Here is a 15,528-nt window from a genome sequence, read left to right as displayed (position 1 = left end):
AATTACTCCTCCTAACAAAATATTGTACAATATAACATATATAATATGCTATATTGTACACTGTATAATTTACAAAAGCAACATAATATTATAGAATTATATATATTAATGAAAGATATAAGCCTTAAAATACAAGGAGTTTTGTAATGGAAGATTTGAATTTAATTATAGGAAATAGGCTAAAAACTATAAGAAATAATAGAAATTTAAGTTTAAGTGAAGTTTCTGAAATAACAGGTGTTAGTAAGGCCATGTTAGGTCAAATAGAGAGAGGGCAATCAAACCCAACAGTTTCAACCTTATGGAAAATTGCTAATGGATTAAAAGTATCTTTTTCAATGTTTATTGACGAAAATAAAGAAGATTTAAAAGTAATATATCAGAGAGATATTACTCCAATAATAGAAGATGATAATAAAATGAAATTATATCCTATTTTCCCCTTTGATCCTAAAGAAGGATTTGAAGTCTTTACTATAGAACTAGAACCTGGATGTAACCACATATCAAAACCTCATAATGATGGTGTTGAAGAATATATCATAGTTACAGAAGGAGAAATTGAAATAGAAATAGATACTGAGACTTTTGTTCTTAAAAATGAACATTCAATTAGATTTATGGCTAATAAAAACCATGTCTATAAAAATACAAGTAAAAACAAAGCTGTGTTTCAAAATATAATACTTTATAATAAATAAGGAACTATAAAAAATATATAGTTCCTCTTAATTTTGCTTAATCCTATTAACACTATTCTTTCCTTAAATTATTTATAGTTAATTTAGTCACTATAAATCTTATTTTTTCATAGGAAACATCCTCTTCTAGATTTTCCTTAATAGGCTTTAACTTGCTATACCCAACCTTCTCTATGGCATCTAAAACCAATTGTTCTTCCCTTTTTGAAAATAAGGAATCAAAATCTATTTCAAAGTCTATCTTATTTCCCTCTTCTAAATATTGCTGAATATGAAAAAGCACTGTAGTAATAGAAAGTTCTCTTTCCTTTTCAATAGTATGGAACTTCTCCCCTTCTCTAAGCATATCTATAGTAATTTCAAAGGACTTTTTCTTTCCATCTTTACCATTACCTTTTTTAAACTTTTCTTCTAGCTCATCCTTATTAATTTTTAATCCAGATTCCCATTGAACCTCAATATTGTTCACTTTAACATATTCCTTTATTACATTTAAGAACTGCTCTCCATACTTAAGTATTTTCTTTTCACCAACACCACTTATTTCTGAAAGTTGGCTCTCATTTATTGGTATCCTTACACTCATCTCTTTAAGTGTATTATCACCAAATACTATATATGGAGGTACCCCTTCTTCTGAAGCAATTTCTCTTCTTAAACTTCTTAATAAATCAAATAATTCATTATTTTTAGATACTCTATGTGCTTTTCTCTTTTCCTTAAACATAACTTTTTCATTACCCTTAAGAATATCTATTGAACTTTGATTAAGTCTAACTACAGGATACTCCCCTATATAATCTATATATCTATGTGAAATTAGAGTGTTTATAAAGTCCTTAAGCCCTTCTTTAGAATAATCCTTCATTATTCCATAGGTACTTAACTGATCTAAGCCTAATTCAATTATCTTTTTGTTTTTTGAGGCTCTTAAAACATCTATTATTACTCCTATTCCAAAGGGTCTTTTCATCCTATAAACACAGGAAATAACTTTTTGAGCATCTATTGTTTTATCAACTAATTCCCCTTCCATTTCACAATTGCTACAATTATGACAATCTTCCTCTAAGTCTTCTCCAAAATAATTAAGTATAAATCTTCTATAACACCCATTAGAATAAACTAAATCCATCATTGTTTGTAGCTTACTTAATTCATTTATCTTTCTTTCAGGATTTAAGGCTCCAGTTTCTATTATATATTTCTGTGTCTGAACATCTCCTGGTGAAAAAATAAGGATACACTCTGATTTCTCTCCATCTCTTCCCGCTCTTCCTATTTCCTGATAATATCCTTCTATATTTTTAGGCATATTATTGTGAATTACATATCTTATATTTGGCTTATCTATACCCATTCCAAAGGCATTAGTAGCAACCATTACATTGACCTTATCGAAAACAAAATCCTCTTGATTTTTCTTTCTTTCATCATCTGAAAGTCCAGCATGATATTTTGTGCACCCTATTCCTCTTGAATTTATAAGCTCACATAAGGAATCTACCTCTTTTCTAGTAGCACAATAAATAATTCCTGAAACATCCTTATTTTCTTTTAAATAATCTAATATATAGTGAGCCTTGTTAACTCCCTTTTCTATTATTATTTTTAGATTATCCCTATCAAATCCAGAAACAAAAACCTTTGGATTATTAAGCTCAAGTAATTTTACAATATCTTTTCTAACTTCCTCTGTTGCAGTTGCTGTAAAGGCTGAAACTACAGGTCTTTTTCTTAAAAGATTTATAAACCTTCCAATAAATTTATAACTACTTCTAAAATCATGTCCCCATTGAGAAGCACAGTGTGCCTCATCAACAGCCACTTGTGAAATATCTATATTGGAAACTAAATTTAAAAACTCCATAGATTCAAGTCTTTCAGGTGCTACATATAATATTTTTATATGTCCATCTTTAACACTTTGAAATATATTATTTATCTCTTCATTACTAAGAGTTGAATTTATATATGCTGACTCTATTCCCATACTATTTATGGCATCAACTTGGTCTTTCATAAGAGAAATAAGTGGTGAAATTACAACTGTAACCCCTTCTAAAATCAATGCAGGAATTTGATAACAAATTGATTTTCCTCCACCAGTTGGCATTATAGCTACAACATCGTTTCCACTTATAATCTCATTTATTATATTTTCTTGCCCTTTTCTAAACTCACTATATCCGTAAAAACTTTTTAAAATCTCTTTCGCTCTATTCAATATTTCTCTCCTTCCAATTTATAAACCAACAAAATTATTTACTAAACACTACTTATTTTCATGCTCTAAATTAAGTAAACATTCCTTTTTACTTAATCCACCACCATATCCTGTTAATGATCCATCTTTTCCTATAACTCTATGACAAGGAATTATTATAGGAATAGGATTTTTGTTATTTGCTCCTCCTACAGCCCTAACAGCCTTTGGATTTCCTATTTTCTCAGCTATTTCTTTATATGAAACTGTCTCTCCATAGGGAATATCTCTTAAAGCATTCCATACCTTTTTTTGAAATTCAGTTCCCTTTGCTAAATCAACCTTTACTGAAAACTCACTTCTTCTACCATTAAAATACTCTTCTAATTCTATTTTACACTTTGCTATCTCTTCACTAATAACCTCTTCTAAACACTTATCATCTTCTACAAAGTTAATCTCTACTATATATCCACCTGACTCTATTATCTCTAAAATTCCTATAGGAGAATTGTAATATCCCTTTTTTATTAAACTTTCCTTCATAAACATCATCTCCTTTTTAATTATTTACACATATTACACTAAAATTAACATTATCAATATTTAAACATGCATTTATTATCTCTAGATCAATAGTATTTGACTAAATACATAAATTAATTATACTATATATTTTTCATATAAAATTTTATATATTCTACTAATAATAATTGTTATAAACATAACTCTAATTGCTTTTAACTAAAACTTCTAAAATATAAAAATAAGGCAAATAATATCTAATATTACTTACCTTACTTTTATTATTTACCTACTATTAATTTTTAAGCTTGTCTTTTTTTCTATATAACTTATTCTATACTAATTTTGTGATTTATATTGATTATAATATTCAGATAACAATTCTAAAACTTGTTTTCCTATTTTCTTATATGCCTCATCTGGCAAGTTAGCTTCAGAAACACGCAATATTCCTGGTGCTGCTCCAAAGCCTACTCCCTCCATTAAGACTACTCCATTTATCTCTGCTAAACGTAATAAGAAATCAATAGGTTCAAAATTTTCCTTTAGATATTCCTTAAACTTATCATCATACAAATCTCCAGCTAACTCGTAAATATCTATTAATGAATAGTATTTAGCATTTTCTCTACTATCATCTTCTTTAATTCCTAGGGTATGACATAAATCATGATATCTCTCTCTCACTAATTTTTTAGAGCTTTCTATATATGGATCTCTGCCCTTAGTAATCAATGAAGTTAAAGCAAATAAAGCCATTTGAATTTGTTGAGGTGTTGATAAGCCTGAAGTGTGATAAAGGCCAACTGAACGGCTATCTGCAACAATCCTCTCAATAAATTTAAACTTTCTTGGTTCAAAAGTTACAAGGCCATATCTTTTATCTAAATCCTGTAATTTTTCCTCTGGTACTTTACTTATTAACTCATCAAAAACATTGTTTTCATTAGCAGCTATTAATCCTAATCTCCACCCTGTTACACCATATAATTTAGAGAATGAATAAACTAATAAGGTATTATGAGGTGCTACGGAATATATAGTCTTAAAGTTTTCAACAAAGGTTCCATAAACATCATCAGTTATTATCATTAAATCCTTACGTTCTTTAACTATATCAGCTATGTGATTTAAAGCCTCTTCACTTAAAGCCTTAGAAGCTGGATTTGAAGGATTTACAAAAAATAAGGCTTTAATCTCCTTATCTCTTAACTTGTCTAATTCTGAATCCTCTATAACCCAATTATTTTCTTCCTTTGAAATTAAATCTACTTCAACCATCTCATAATCTTTTAATTCTGGTATTTGTAAGTAAGGTGTAAATATTGGAGTGTTTATAGCAATCTTATCTCCAGCTTTTATTAGTCCATTTTCTTTTAATGAATTAAATATATAGCATATAGCTGCTGTTCCCCCTTCTGTTGGGAATACATTGGTTTCCTTAGCTAATTTTACTCCTCCAAAAAGTTCTTTTTCTAAATACAATTTTAAAATTTTTTCTGTATTCACCAAGCATCTATTTGGAACTGGATAATCATTTCCAATTGCTCCATCTACAAATTCCTTAACTAATTCATCTTTATTAACACTTAAAGTTTTAATGCTATAATCTATGGCATCACGTAAAAATTTATCTACTTCATGACCACCATCTAAGAAATCCATTAATCTTTCATATATACCATCTAAATTGGTATATCCAGCTAAATTTCCATCATGTATAGTTCTTCTTGATTCAAAAACACCAAATTCCACTATTCTACTTAAGGCTAGTCTTCCTTCAGTATTTATCCAGTTAGGATTTCCTCTTCCTGCATTCAAAAATTTATTGTGCTTTTCATTGTTTTTAGCTAACTTTAACATCTTGCTACTGATTTCAAAAGCTCCTAATCCTTCTAGCTTTTTTTCAAGATCTTTTGTTATCATGAATAACCACTCCTTATAGTAAATTATCCCCAAATAGTTTATACCTTTATTTTAACACTTTGTTAACTTTTATGGTTAAATTCCCACATTATTTAAGCATAATTTTCCTATAAAGATACAAAGGCAGACCCCTTTAATAATTACTATATTCCACTAAGATTTTAGAATTATTACTCTAAACATCCTTATGAAAATTATATAGATATTCTCTTTATACTATTTGTAAGTTTTATAAAAAGTTATTTTGATACACGCCCTTACCCTTTATTTTTGATATAGTCCATATAGTACAAACTATTAATAAAAAATATTATTCTCCAGCTACAGAAAGTTCCTTAATAAGAATACTTGGACTACCGTATCCAGAAGTTACTCCACTTTCCTCTAAATCATTTCCTACCTCTTCAATATTATTTAGTAAATCAAAGAAGTTTCCTGCAATAGTTATATGTTTTATTGCCCCTTTTAAAACTCCATTTTCTATTTTTATCCCCTCAGCAGCTAAGGAAAAGTCTCCTGTTACTGCATTTGCTCCTGAATGAAGACCTGCTAAGTCTATTATATAAATTCCATTTTCCACAGAACTTAAAAGCTCCTCTAAGGATTTATCTCCCTCTTTTATATAAAGATTAGTAGGACTTGCTTTTACTGTAGATTTAAATCCTGCTTTAAACCCATTCCCAGTTGGATTAACCTTTGACTTCTTCGCAGTTTTTAAACTGTGTAAAAATCCTTTAAAAACTCCATTTTCAATTATATTTTTAACTCTTGTAGGTACCCCCTCATCATCAAAGGAACAAGTTGAAATTCCCCCCTCTAAGAAAGGATCATCCACAAGAGTAACTTTATTAGACGCAACCTTCTCTCCAATTTTATCCTTTAAAAGTGTTTTATTTTCTTGAGCTATATGACCTAAGAAATTATCTTCCATAGTTCTTATTAAGGAAGCCATAACTTCTCCATCTATAATAACTTTATATTTACCTGATTTTATGGAAGTAGCTCCTTTTTTTCTTAAAGTATTATTTATTGCTTTCTTCATTAATTCATCTATATTAACATCATTTAACTTAGTTGAAACCCTAGAAACTCCATCTACAATCATATTTTCTCCATCTTTAGCTATAGGAGAAATTGTAGCTTGCACAATAGTTTTTTCTTCTTTTAAATCAATTTCCTCTGAATTAACTATTACTCTCTCTAACTTAGCTGTATTAAATTTAGTGTACTCACTTTTTATTATTTCAGAATTTATCTTTGATGGCTCAGTACTTAACTTTAAAGCCTTTTCTATTTGCTCCTTTGGAGTTAAGCTAATAATATTTTCATCATAGGAATTCACTTCTACATACTTAGCTTTATCCCCAAATATAAACTCCTCATCTTCGCTTTCTACAAGTTCAGCACATTCCATTGCTTTTAAAAGTAAGATTTCTATTGATTCCTCATCTAATTTCTCTGTATATGAGTATCCCATTTTTCCACTATATATACCTCTAAAAGAAACTCCTATAGATGTACTTAAACCGTATCTTTCAACCTCTCCATTAGATGAAGTAATATTTAAAGCTTCACTTTTACCATAATATAATTCATATTTTTCAAAATTAAGTTCCTTAGCTCTATTAAATAATCTTTCTTTAAAATCCTTAAATTCCATAATAACAAATACCTCCTATCTTCCCCCAACTGTGATTTCTTTAACTCTTAAAAGTGGCTGACCTACGTTAGTTGGTACTGCTCCACTTAAGGAACCACAAACTCCTTGCCCATGATCTAAGTTTTTTCCAACCATATCTATGTTCATTAAGATATCAGCACCATTTCCTATTAAACTAGCTCCTCTTACAGCTCTATCAATCACTCCATTTTTAACTAGGTATCCTTCAAGAACGTTAAAATTAAAATCACCAGTTATAGGATTTACTGATCCTCCACCCATTTGCTTAGCATATAATCCATTTTCTATAGATTTTATTATTTCCTCATTATCATCTTCACCATTTGCTATAAAGGTATTTGTCATTCTTGAAGTAGGAGCATATTTATAAGATTCTCTTCTTCCACTTCCTGTAGAAGGCATACCCATTCTTCTTTCATTAAACTTATCAATCATATATGACTTAAGTATTCCATTTTCTATTAAAACTTTTCTTCTAGTTGGTTCTCCCTCATCATCTATATTTAATGATCCCCATGCATTAGCTATAGTTCCATCATCTATTGCAGTAACCTTTTTAGAAGCTATTTGCATGCCAAGTTTATCACAGAATATAGAATTTCCTTTAGCAACAGCAGTTGCCTCAAGAGAATGACCACAAGCTTCATGGAATATAACCCCACCAAAGGAATTTTCAATAGCTACAGTCATCTTACCTGCTGGACAATAATCTGCATGAAGCATTGTTATTGCTGACTTAGAGGCTTCTTTTCCTAGATTGCTTAAATCTATGGTATTAAAAAATTCAAATCCCATAGATGCCCCTGGAGATCTTGTTCCAGCTTGATTATCTACTCCATTTGAAGCTATGGAACTTATGGCTATTCTTGATCTTATTCTTCTATCTTCAGTAAATAATCCTTCACTATTAGCAATTAAAACCCTTTGATCCTCATCCTTCATAGTAACTGTAACTTGAGCTATCTCATCACTATATCCCTTTGCTCCCTTGTAAGCTTCCTTCATTTTCTCAATTTTCTTATCTGAACTTATAGATGAAGGAACATATAAAATAGGATGAATGTTGGTATTTATTCTTTCAACTAAATTTAAATTAACTGTATGTCCATCTATAACATCCCCTAAAGCTAAAGCAGCCTTTTTAGCAGTATTAACTAAACTCATAAGGTAATCATCATTGGTATATGCATATATGCACTTTAGTCCTTTAAAAATTCTTATACCAATTCCATAATCTTTTCCTGAAATAATATCCTTAACCGCCCCTGAAGTTAATACAATATTATTATTTAACTTTTCTTCTACAAAAACTTCTGCAAAATCTCCTCCTGTACTAAGAGCTACAGAAAGTACTTTTTTAATAGTATCTTTACTTAACATAAAATCACTCCCCAAATTAATAAACAATTATCTTTAATAAGATTATGCCTTGTTTTAAATATTTAATTCTATTTTAATTGTATAAACATGAAAATTATATAATTAAAAGAAATATTATCATTATAAAAAATTTTAGATTAATTAGCTTTTTCAATCCATCTTAAAGTTATCATCTATTTACATAAGATTTGAAAAGTGACATACTATGCTAATTAGCTTAAAATATAGGTTATTGAACTTATTTTTAAATTAAAGGAAAAGAGGAATTAATGTGAGTATTACTAAGGAAAGATTCTTTAATGAATTTAAGAAAGATCAAGCTACATATGATGAAATTCATGAAAATATATTAGATGGGGTTAATATAGGTGGGGCTAATTTTATCATATTAATGTGTGCCATAATAATAGCCTCTGTTGGTTTAAATATGAATGCTACTGCTGTTATTATAGGTGCAATGCTTATTTCTCCACTTATGGGGCCAATAATAGCCATAGGATATTCCGTAGGAATTTATAATTTAAAACTTTTAAAAAAATCTGCAATTATACTAATAATAGAAATATTCATAAGTATAACTACTGCCACTATTTATTTTTCTTTAAGTCCAATATCCAGTGCAGGAAGTGAGATTTTATCTAGAACCTCCCCTAATATATGGGATGTAATAATAGCTTTTACTGGAGGAATTGCAGGAATAATAGGTATAACTCGTAAAAAATCAGGAAACATTTTACCTGGAGTTGCCATAGCAACTGCCTTAATGCCTCCACTTTGTACAAGCGGTTATGGTTTAGCCACTAAAAACATTCATATATTCTTAGGTGCAGGTTACTTATTTTTTATAAACTCATTTTTCATAGCACTTTCAACTTTACTTGTTGTGAAATTTATGAAAATACCAACTAGAAATACTTTGTCAGAAGTAAAACAAAAGAAACTAAAAAAAATGATCATAGTTTCAACTATTTTAGTTACTATACCAAGTTTAATGTCAGCAGCAACTATGGTTAATAGCTTCTTAAATAATACTAATCTTAGTAACTTTATTGAAAATGAAATGCCTTCTGAATATATTCTTAACAAGGAAATAAACACAAAGAATAAAACAATAGACTTAGTTATAATAGGTAACACCATAGATAATTCAGAGGAAGAAAAATTACAAGACACATTAAAATATTATAATTTCAGTGGATATAAACTTATAATTCAACAATCAACTGATAATTTCCCTGAATTAAAAATGTATTTAGATAAAATCAAAGAGCAAGATTCTGGTTTTATAGGTGATTTAGAAATAAATAAAGGAAAAAATAACTCTAATAGCAATAATAATGTTACATCAGCATTAAACTCAGTTACTTCCTCCTTACCAGGAAAGTTTGATGACATAACTAAAGTTTACAGTGGAGTTTTAGATAATGAATTGCCTGTGTTTATTATAAATCACTCTAAAGATTACATTGATAAAGATGCTATTAATGCTTATATTCTATCTAATCCTGAATTAAAAAATGCTAAGATTTACTTTGAAAAAGAAGATCCAAATAAGGAAAATACAAAACCTCAATAGCTTTTACATTAAGAAACTTCTAAAAAGTAAATTTTAAAAAAGCAATTTAAAAAAAATGATTCTAAAAGAAAATAGGAAATTTTAAACTTCATAATATAAAATACAAATAAAGAGCTACAAAAGATTTTAAAATAATTTATGAGTTCTAATGGTTTATAATACCCTTTAAAAAACTTATAAATTTAAAAAATAACTTTTATAGCTCTTTTTATTTATATAACTTAAAAGACTTTATTTCATTTTAAATATAATCAAACTACAGAATAATTTAAAACATACTTTTAATATAATAACTTTATAAATTTATAACTCTATTAATTTAATTAATTCTAAAATAAAATCCCTATATTAATTATCATTGTTTTTATTGATTAATGAATGCTTTCTTCCATAAATTAAGTAACTTGTGATTAATAAAACTAAAACCACAATAAATATTTTCCATGTTTCTTCTGATAAATTGCCCATTAAAAATAAGCAACTAAATGCCCCTAGTAAAGGAATAAATGGCACCAATGGAGTTTTAAATCCTCTTTTTACATGAGGATATTTTTTTCTAAAGGCTATTAAAGATATACAAACTAAAGTATATGTTAATAAAAAGGCTATATTAGCAAAGTTAGCTAACTGTCCTAGATTAAAAAATCCTGCTAATAAGGCACCTATTATACCAACAGTCCATAATGCTGTATATGGTACATCTTTTTTATCAACTTTACTAAAGAATTTTGGTAATAATCCATCTCTACTCATAGCTAAAAGTATGTGTGATGTTGTAAAGTTACCTGCAAATATTACGGCAAGGATTCCTATTACAGTTCCTAAGGATACTACAAAGGCAACTCCCCTTTGTCCTACTAATTTTAAAGCATAGGATAATGCATCACCAACATTTAAATTAGTATATGAGGTTACTCCCGTTAAGACTAAGGAAACAGCTATGTATATAATTGTGCATATTACTAAAGAACTTATAAGACCTAATGGTAAAGATTTTTGTGGATTTTTAACCTCTTCAGCAGCAGAGGCCGTTGCATCAAATCCACAATAAGCAAAGAATAAAGAAGCTGTTCCAGTAACTATGCCCTTAACTCCAAAGGGAGCAAATGGATGCCAATTACTAGTATTTACATGAAAAGCTCCAACTCCTATGAATAAAGCAATAACTGCAATCTTTATAAATACCATAATATCATTAACCTTCTTACTCTCTTTAGTACCTAAAGATATTACAAAAACTATAAATAAAATTGATATCACTGCTGGTAAATTTACTATTCCCCCTTCACTTGGAATAGCTGTAAATGTCTTTGGTAATTTTATTCCTAGAATATCTAAAAGACTTAAAAGATAAGATCCCCATCCCGATGCTACTGTGGCTGTAGATAAGGTATATCCAATAACAATGCATAATCCTGATATATATGCAATAATCTCACCTAAGGAGACATAAGTAAATGAATAAGACCCTCCAGCACTTGGAATACTTGAACTAAATTCTGCATAGCATAAAACTATTATAGCCGCCGCAATTCCTCCTCCAATAAATGCTATGGAGGTAGCTGGTCCAGACTGTTTAGCTGCAACAATCCCAGTTAAAACCATAACTCCAGTACCAATTACTGACCCAACACTCATTAGTGTTAAATCCAAAGCACTTAGGGTTCTTTCCTTATTTTCATTTGCTTCGCTAAGTATTCTTTTTAAGCTTTGCTTTTTAAAAATCTCCATAAATTAATCACCCTTTTAAATTTAGTAAATTTCGCTTTATAAATTATATGTTAACACTTTATTCATCATTAAGAAATATTTTATTACATAAAAAAGACTGCATCCAAATGGATACAGCCCAATCAATAATTTATAATATTCATTTTAAGTCAGGGAATTTTAAAATTTATATTATAACTTATTAGCTAATTAATTTTGATTTTATAAATTTCAACTTAAATACATTGTTTATTCTTTCTTTATCTAATTTCAACTCTAATATTATGGCAGCTATAATTATTAATATAGCACCTACTATCTGCTTACCATTTAATACTTCTCCAAAAATAAAAAAAGCAAATATACTTGATAGTACTGGTTCCATAGAAGCTAATATACTAGTAACACTAGCCTCTATGTATTCAGTTGATTTTATATAGAATGTATTAGATATAAATGTACTTAAAATACCTATAGATAATATATTTAATATGACCATCCCAATATTAGATGCATTTGCAATTATATTAAATGACTCTTTAAAGTCTGTAAATAAACCTATAAATATACTTGCAAATATATAGCCATAAATAAGCAATGTGTCTTTCCTATAATCACTAAAAAATTTAGGAAATATTATTTGAAAAGCGAATAAAAATCCTGTTCCTAATCCAGCAGCTATTCCTATTGCGCTCATATTAAAGTGTCCTAAAGACATATTTGAAACCATTATACATCCTACTAAAGTTAATAGGATAACAGATCCCTTTTTCATATTGAACTTTTCACCAAAGAATAATACCCCAAAGATTGTTACCCATATTGAGTTAGTAAACATCAATACTGTGGCTACAGATATAGGTATATATTCTACGGACAAGTTATATCCAATAAAACATAAGGCAAAAGTTCCTATTCCATATAATGCTGAAATAGCTAAACCTCTTGGATCTATCTTTAAAATTTTTCTATCAGTTATCATTATCCAAATAAAAAAGCAAATAGAAGATAAAAAACTTCTACTAAAAGCTATAAACATTGTACTTAATCCCGCTTCATATAGGATTCTACTGCTTATGCCCATTATGCCCCAAAAAACTGTCGCTATTAAAACTAGACTTATTCCCTTCTGCTTATTGTTCATTATAATTCCTCTTTTTCTAAGTTTTTAACACAAATTCTATTATATACTTATTAAGAAAATTTAAAAGCTCCAAAAATGACATTTTACTTTTATTAACTTTCATTTTCTGCCCTATTATATAATTTTAATTGTTATATCTTAAAATTGCTCAAATTAGCTTATAATGTGGTTTTGGATTACAATTAAAAACTTTTTACTCTCTTGAAAGTTGTCAGTTTTATATTGTTTTTGAAAGAAAATCTTAATAATTATTCAATACTAAGTTTATAAAATTAATTTTTTTAACACTTTCATAAAAAAAATTAAATCCCTATATTTTTATAAACAAAAAGAAGCTGCATCAAAACTAACAAATAAAACTTATGAATATATAAAACTTCATATTATTTTTAAGCTTTATTTACATGTTATTTTGATACAACCTCTTTAAACAATATCTTTATATTTATTATGTAACTAACTTATATACTAAAAGTTTCTATAAATTATTTAAAGTAAACTTTATTATCTTCTAATTTATCTATTATTGCAAGAGATTCAACTCTTACTCCTAAATCTTCTAAAACTTTTCTTCCATCTTGAAATCCTTTTTCTATAACTATTCCTATTCCCACTAACTCAGCACCAGCTTGCTCAACTAAGTCTATCATTCCTTTAGTTGCACATCCTTGAGCTAAGAAGTCATCAATTATTAAAACTCTTTCACCTTTATTTAAGAATTGCTTTCCAACTCTAACTTTGTAATCTTTTTTCTTTGTGAATGAATGTACATTTGATTCATAAACATCTTTATCTAAATTTAAACTTTCAGTCTTTTTAGCAAAAACTACTGGAACATAATCAAAGTATTGAGATGCGATCCCTGCAATAGCTATTCCTGAAGCTTCTATTGTAAGTATTTTATCTACCTTTTCACCTTCAAATCTTTTTCTAAACTCCTTACCAACTTCATTAAGGAATTTTATATCCATTTGGTGATTTAAGAAACAATCAACTTTAAGTATGTTTCCCTCTCTAACTTTTCCTTCTTTTAAGATCTTTTCTTTTAATGCTTCCATCTTCCTTTTCCCCCTGCTATAAAAATTATTTCATTATAATAAATAACTCTGTTTATAATTTTCTTATTGAATTTATTAAAGCTCTATGCAGAGACCTACTTTACTACAAAGATAATTTCTATAAAGCATGTTAAAAAGAAAGCTTAATTAAAGCTTTTACATAATAATTTTATATAAATCAAAAAAATTCCTAAGCCTAAAGGCCTAGGAATATATAATAATCTCACAAAAAAATATAGAAATCACCTATATATTCGTAGTTAGGATGTTTACGGCCTCCTAGTAGAAACACTCAACCCATATCGTCGAGCATATACGATATACTTATATAAGTACATATTAAGTTATTAAGTAGTATTATAACTACTTATTCTTTCAATGTAAAGTTTTATCACTAAAAAAATTTTAATGAACCTATAAAAGGTCAAAACCTATTAAGTTTATGCTAACTTTGAAATTAAAGATCACCAAACTTACATTTTCTAACAACGAAAACTTTAAAACTCACTATGATAATTGTAAAATAAGTATATTATCTAAAATCTAATCTTGGAATAATCGTCCAAACTCTCCTAATACGCTACCTTCGCCAACGTCTCTAGATCCTGGCACTTGTGGTGCAGACGAAACAACCTTAGATGCAAGTCTACTAAATGGTAAACTTTGAATCCAAACTTCTCCTGGTCCTACTAAACTTGCAAAGAAAATCCCTTCTCCTCCAAAGACAGCATTCTTTATTCCCTTAACATACTCTATATCATAATTTACATCCTTTGTCATAGCAACTAAGCATCCTGTATCCACTTTTAATTTTTGTCCTGGTAGAAGTCTCTTTCTAACAATAGTACCACCAGCATGAATAAAAGCCATACCATCCCCCTCAAGTTTTTGAAGTATAAATCCTTCTCCCCCAAAGAACCCAGTTCCTAATTTCCTTCTAAAATCAATTCCTATGCTTACTCCCTTAGCTGCACATAAAAAGGCATCCTTTTGGCATATAAGTTTACCTCCATAATTTCTTAAATCTACTGGGATTATCTTTCCTGGATATGGTGAAGCAAAGGCAACCTTTTCTCTTCCTACTCCCATATTGGTAAATGCAGTCATGAATAAGCTTTCTCCTGTTAAAACCCTTTTAGCAGCTCCTCCTAACTTTCCAAAAAAGCCACCTGAGCCACTATTACTTCCATCACCAAAAATAGTTTCCATTCCTATGCTGCTATCCATCATCATCATTGCTCCAGCCTCAGCAACAACAGTTTCTCTTGGATCTAATTCAATCTCTACAAATTGCATATCATCTCCAAAAAGTTCAAAGTCAATTTCATGTGAATTCATCATATACACATCCTCCAATAAATCTATTCCAATACTAACTCATAATTTTATTTTACATACTATCATAGAATATATAACTTCTACAATAAAAATATTCCAAAAAATAAAGCTCTTATTATTCTTTTCGTAATTACTAAAGCTTTTATTCACACATCTTTATATAAGCTCATAGTATTTATTAAGAGGGTTTTCAAAATCTTAATAAAATCATAGTATTTTCGTAATAAAAACTTATTGACAGACAACTCAAAGAGATATAATATGATATTAAACTTAATAATAT

General features: G+C 28.6%; 11 protein-coding genes and 1 riboswitch. Of the genes, 2 read left to right on the top strand and 9 right to left on the bottom strand.

All coding sequences use genetic code 11. The annotated features are described in order from the left end of the window. The first annotated feature begins 146 nt into the window (after positions 1 to 146). Positions 147 to 701, top strand: a complete 555-nt coding sequence (locus ACYUCG_RS10920; RefSeq protein WP_060796213.1) for a helix-turn-helix domain-containing protein — start codon at positions 147 to 149, stop codon at positions 699 to 701. A gap of 52 nt (positions 702 to 753) precedes the next feature. Here the strand turns inward: ACYUCG_RS10920 and recQ are convergent, their stop codons facing one another. The 5 genes from recQ to ACYUCG_RS10895 form a co-directional block, all read right to left on the bottom strand. After that, positions 754 to 2,928: a DNA helicase RecQ gene (recQ, locus tag ACYUCG_RS10915; protein WP_460268614.1), complete on the bottom strand. Its 2,175-nt coding sequence runs from the start codon at positions 2,926 to 2,928 to the stop codon at positions 754 to 756. A 48-nt stretch (positions 2,929 to 2,976) separates the two neighbouring features. After that, positions 2,977 to 3,453, bottom strand: a complete 477-nt coding sequence (locus tag ACYUCG_RS10910; protein WP_460268613.1) for a methylated-DNA--[protein]-cysteine S-methyltransferase — start codon at positions 3,451 to 3,453, stop codon at positions 2,977 to 2,979. Between the two features lie 318 nt (positions 3,454 to 3,771). After that, entirely contained in the window at positions 3,772 to 5,358 is a 1,587-nt protein-coding gene (locus ACYUCG_RS10905; protein ID WP_460268612.1) for a bifunctional aspartate transaminase/aspartate 4-decarboxylase, read from the bottom strand. A 310-nt stretch (positions 5,359 to 5,668) separates the two neighbouring features. Continuing rightward, positions 5,669 to 7,018 (bottom strand): TldD/PmbA family protein, encoded by a 1,350-nt coding sequence (locus ACYUCG_RS10900; protein ID WP_460268611.1) that lies wholly within the window; start codon positions 7,016 to 7,018, stop codon positions 5,669 to 5,671. A gap of 15 nt (positions 7,019 to 7,033) precedes the next feature. Continuing rightward, positions 7,034 to 8,419, bottom strand: coding sequence for a TldD/PmbA family protein (locus tag ACYUCG_RS10895; protein WP_460268610.1), 1,386 nt, complete (start codon positions 8,417 to 8,419; stop codon positions 7,034 to 7,036). 271 nt (positions 8,420 to 8,690) lie between these two features. On the opposite strand from ACYUCG_RS10895, the gene ACYUCG_RS10890 reads away from it, so the two are divergent. Then, positions 8,691 to 9,995 carry a TIGR00341 family protein gene (locus ACYUCG_RS10890; protein WP_415319474.1) on the top strand — a complete coding sequence of 435 codons (1,305 nt, stop codon included), beginning with the start codon at positions 8,691 to 8,693 and terminating at the stop codon, positions 9,993 to 9,995. A gap of 348 nt (positions 9,996 to 10,343) precedes the next feature. Here the strand turns inward: ACYUCG_RS10890 and ACYUCG_RS10885 are convergent, their stop codons facing one another. The 4 genes from ACYUCG_RS10885 to ACYUCG_RS10870 form a co-directional block, all read right to left on the bottom strand. Next, a complete protein-coding gene (locus ACYUCG_RS10885) occupies positions 10,344 to 11,726 on the bottom strand; it encodes an APC family permease (RefSeq protein ID WP_460268609.1) in 1,383 nt (460 codons plus the stop codon). Positions 11,727 to 11,907: 181 nt separating this feature from the next. Then, positions 11,908 to 12,849 (bottom strand): DMT family transporter, encoded by a 942-nt coding sequence (locus ACYUCG_RS10880; RefSeq protein WP_060796221.1) that lies wholly within the window; start codon positions 12,847 to 12,849, stop codon positions 11,908 to 11,910. A gap of 485 nt (positions 12,850 to 13,334) precedes the next feature. Then, entirely contained in the window at positions 13,335 to 13,907 is a 573-nt protein-coding gene (locus ACYUCG_RS10875; RefSeq protein ID WP_003458080.1) for a xanthine phosphoribosyltransferase, read from the bottom strand. A gap of 237 nt (positions 13,908 to 14,144) precedes the next feature. Then, positions 14,145 to 14,246: riboswitch (purine riboswitch) on the bottom strand. Between the two features lie 204 nt (positions 14,247 to 14,450). Then, positions 14,451 to 15,248, bottom strand: coding sequence for a TIGR00266 family protein (locus ACYUCG_RS10870; RefSeq protein WP_460268608.1), 798 nt, complete (start codon positions 15,246 to 15,248; stop codon positions 14,451 to 14,453). Positions 15,249 to 15,528 lie beyond the last annotated feature (280 nt).

The organism is Clostridium sp. CTA-17, from assembly GCF_054767895.1.
This window is presented reverse-complemented; position numbering and strand designations above follow the sequence as displayed.

Coding starts and splice junctions, on each gene's coding strand:
- ACYUCG_RS10920 (WP_060796213.1), top strand. CDS start 147: ATGGAAGATTTGAATTTAATTATAGGAAATAGGCTAAAAACTATAAGA.
- ACYUCG_RS10910 (WP_460268613.1), bottom strand. CDS start 3,453: ATGAAGGAAAGTTTAATAAAAAAGGGATATTACAATTCTCCTATAGGA.
- ACYUCG_RS10905 (WP_460268612.1), bottom strand. CDS start 5,358: ATGATAACAAAAGATCTTGAAAAAAAGCTAGAAGGATTAGGAGCTTTT.
- ACYUCG_RS10900 (WP_460268611.1), bottom strand. CDS start 7,018: ATGGAATTTAAGGATTTTAAAGAAAGATTATTTAATAGAGCTAAGGAA.
- ACYUCG_RS10895 (WP_460268610.1), bottom strand. CDS start 8,419: ATGTTAAGTAAAGATACTATTAAAAAAGTACTTTCTGTAGCTCTTAGT.
- ACYUCG_RS10885 (WP_460268609.1), bottom strand. CDS start 11,726: ATGGAGATTTTTAAAAAGCAAAGCTTAAAAAGAATACTTAGCGAAGCA.
- ACYUCG_RS10880 (WP_060796221.1), bottom strand. CDS start 12,849: ATGAACAATAAGCAGAAGGGAATAAGTCTAGTTTTAATAGCGACAGTT.
- ACYUCG_RS10875 (WP_003458080.1), bottom strand. CDS start 13,907: ATGGAAGCATTAAAAGAAAAGATCTTAAAAGAAGGAAAAGTTAGAGAG.
- ACYUCG_RS10870 (WP_460268608.1), bottom strand. CDS start 15,248: ATGATGAATTCACATGAAATTGACTTTGAACTTTTTGGAGATGATATG.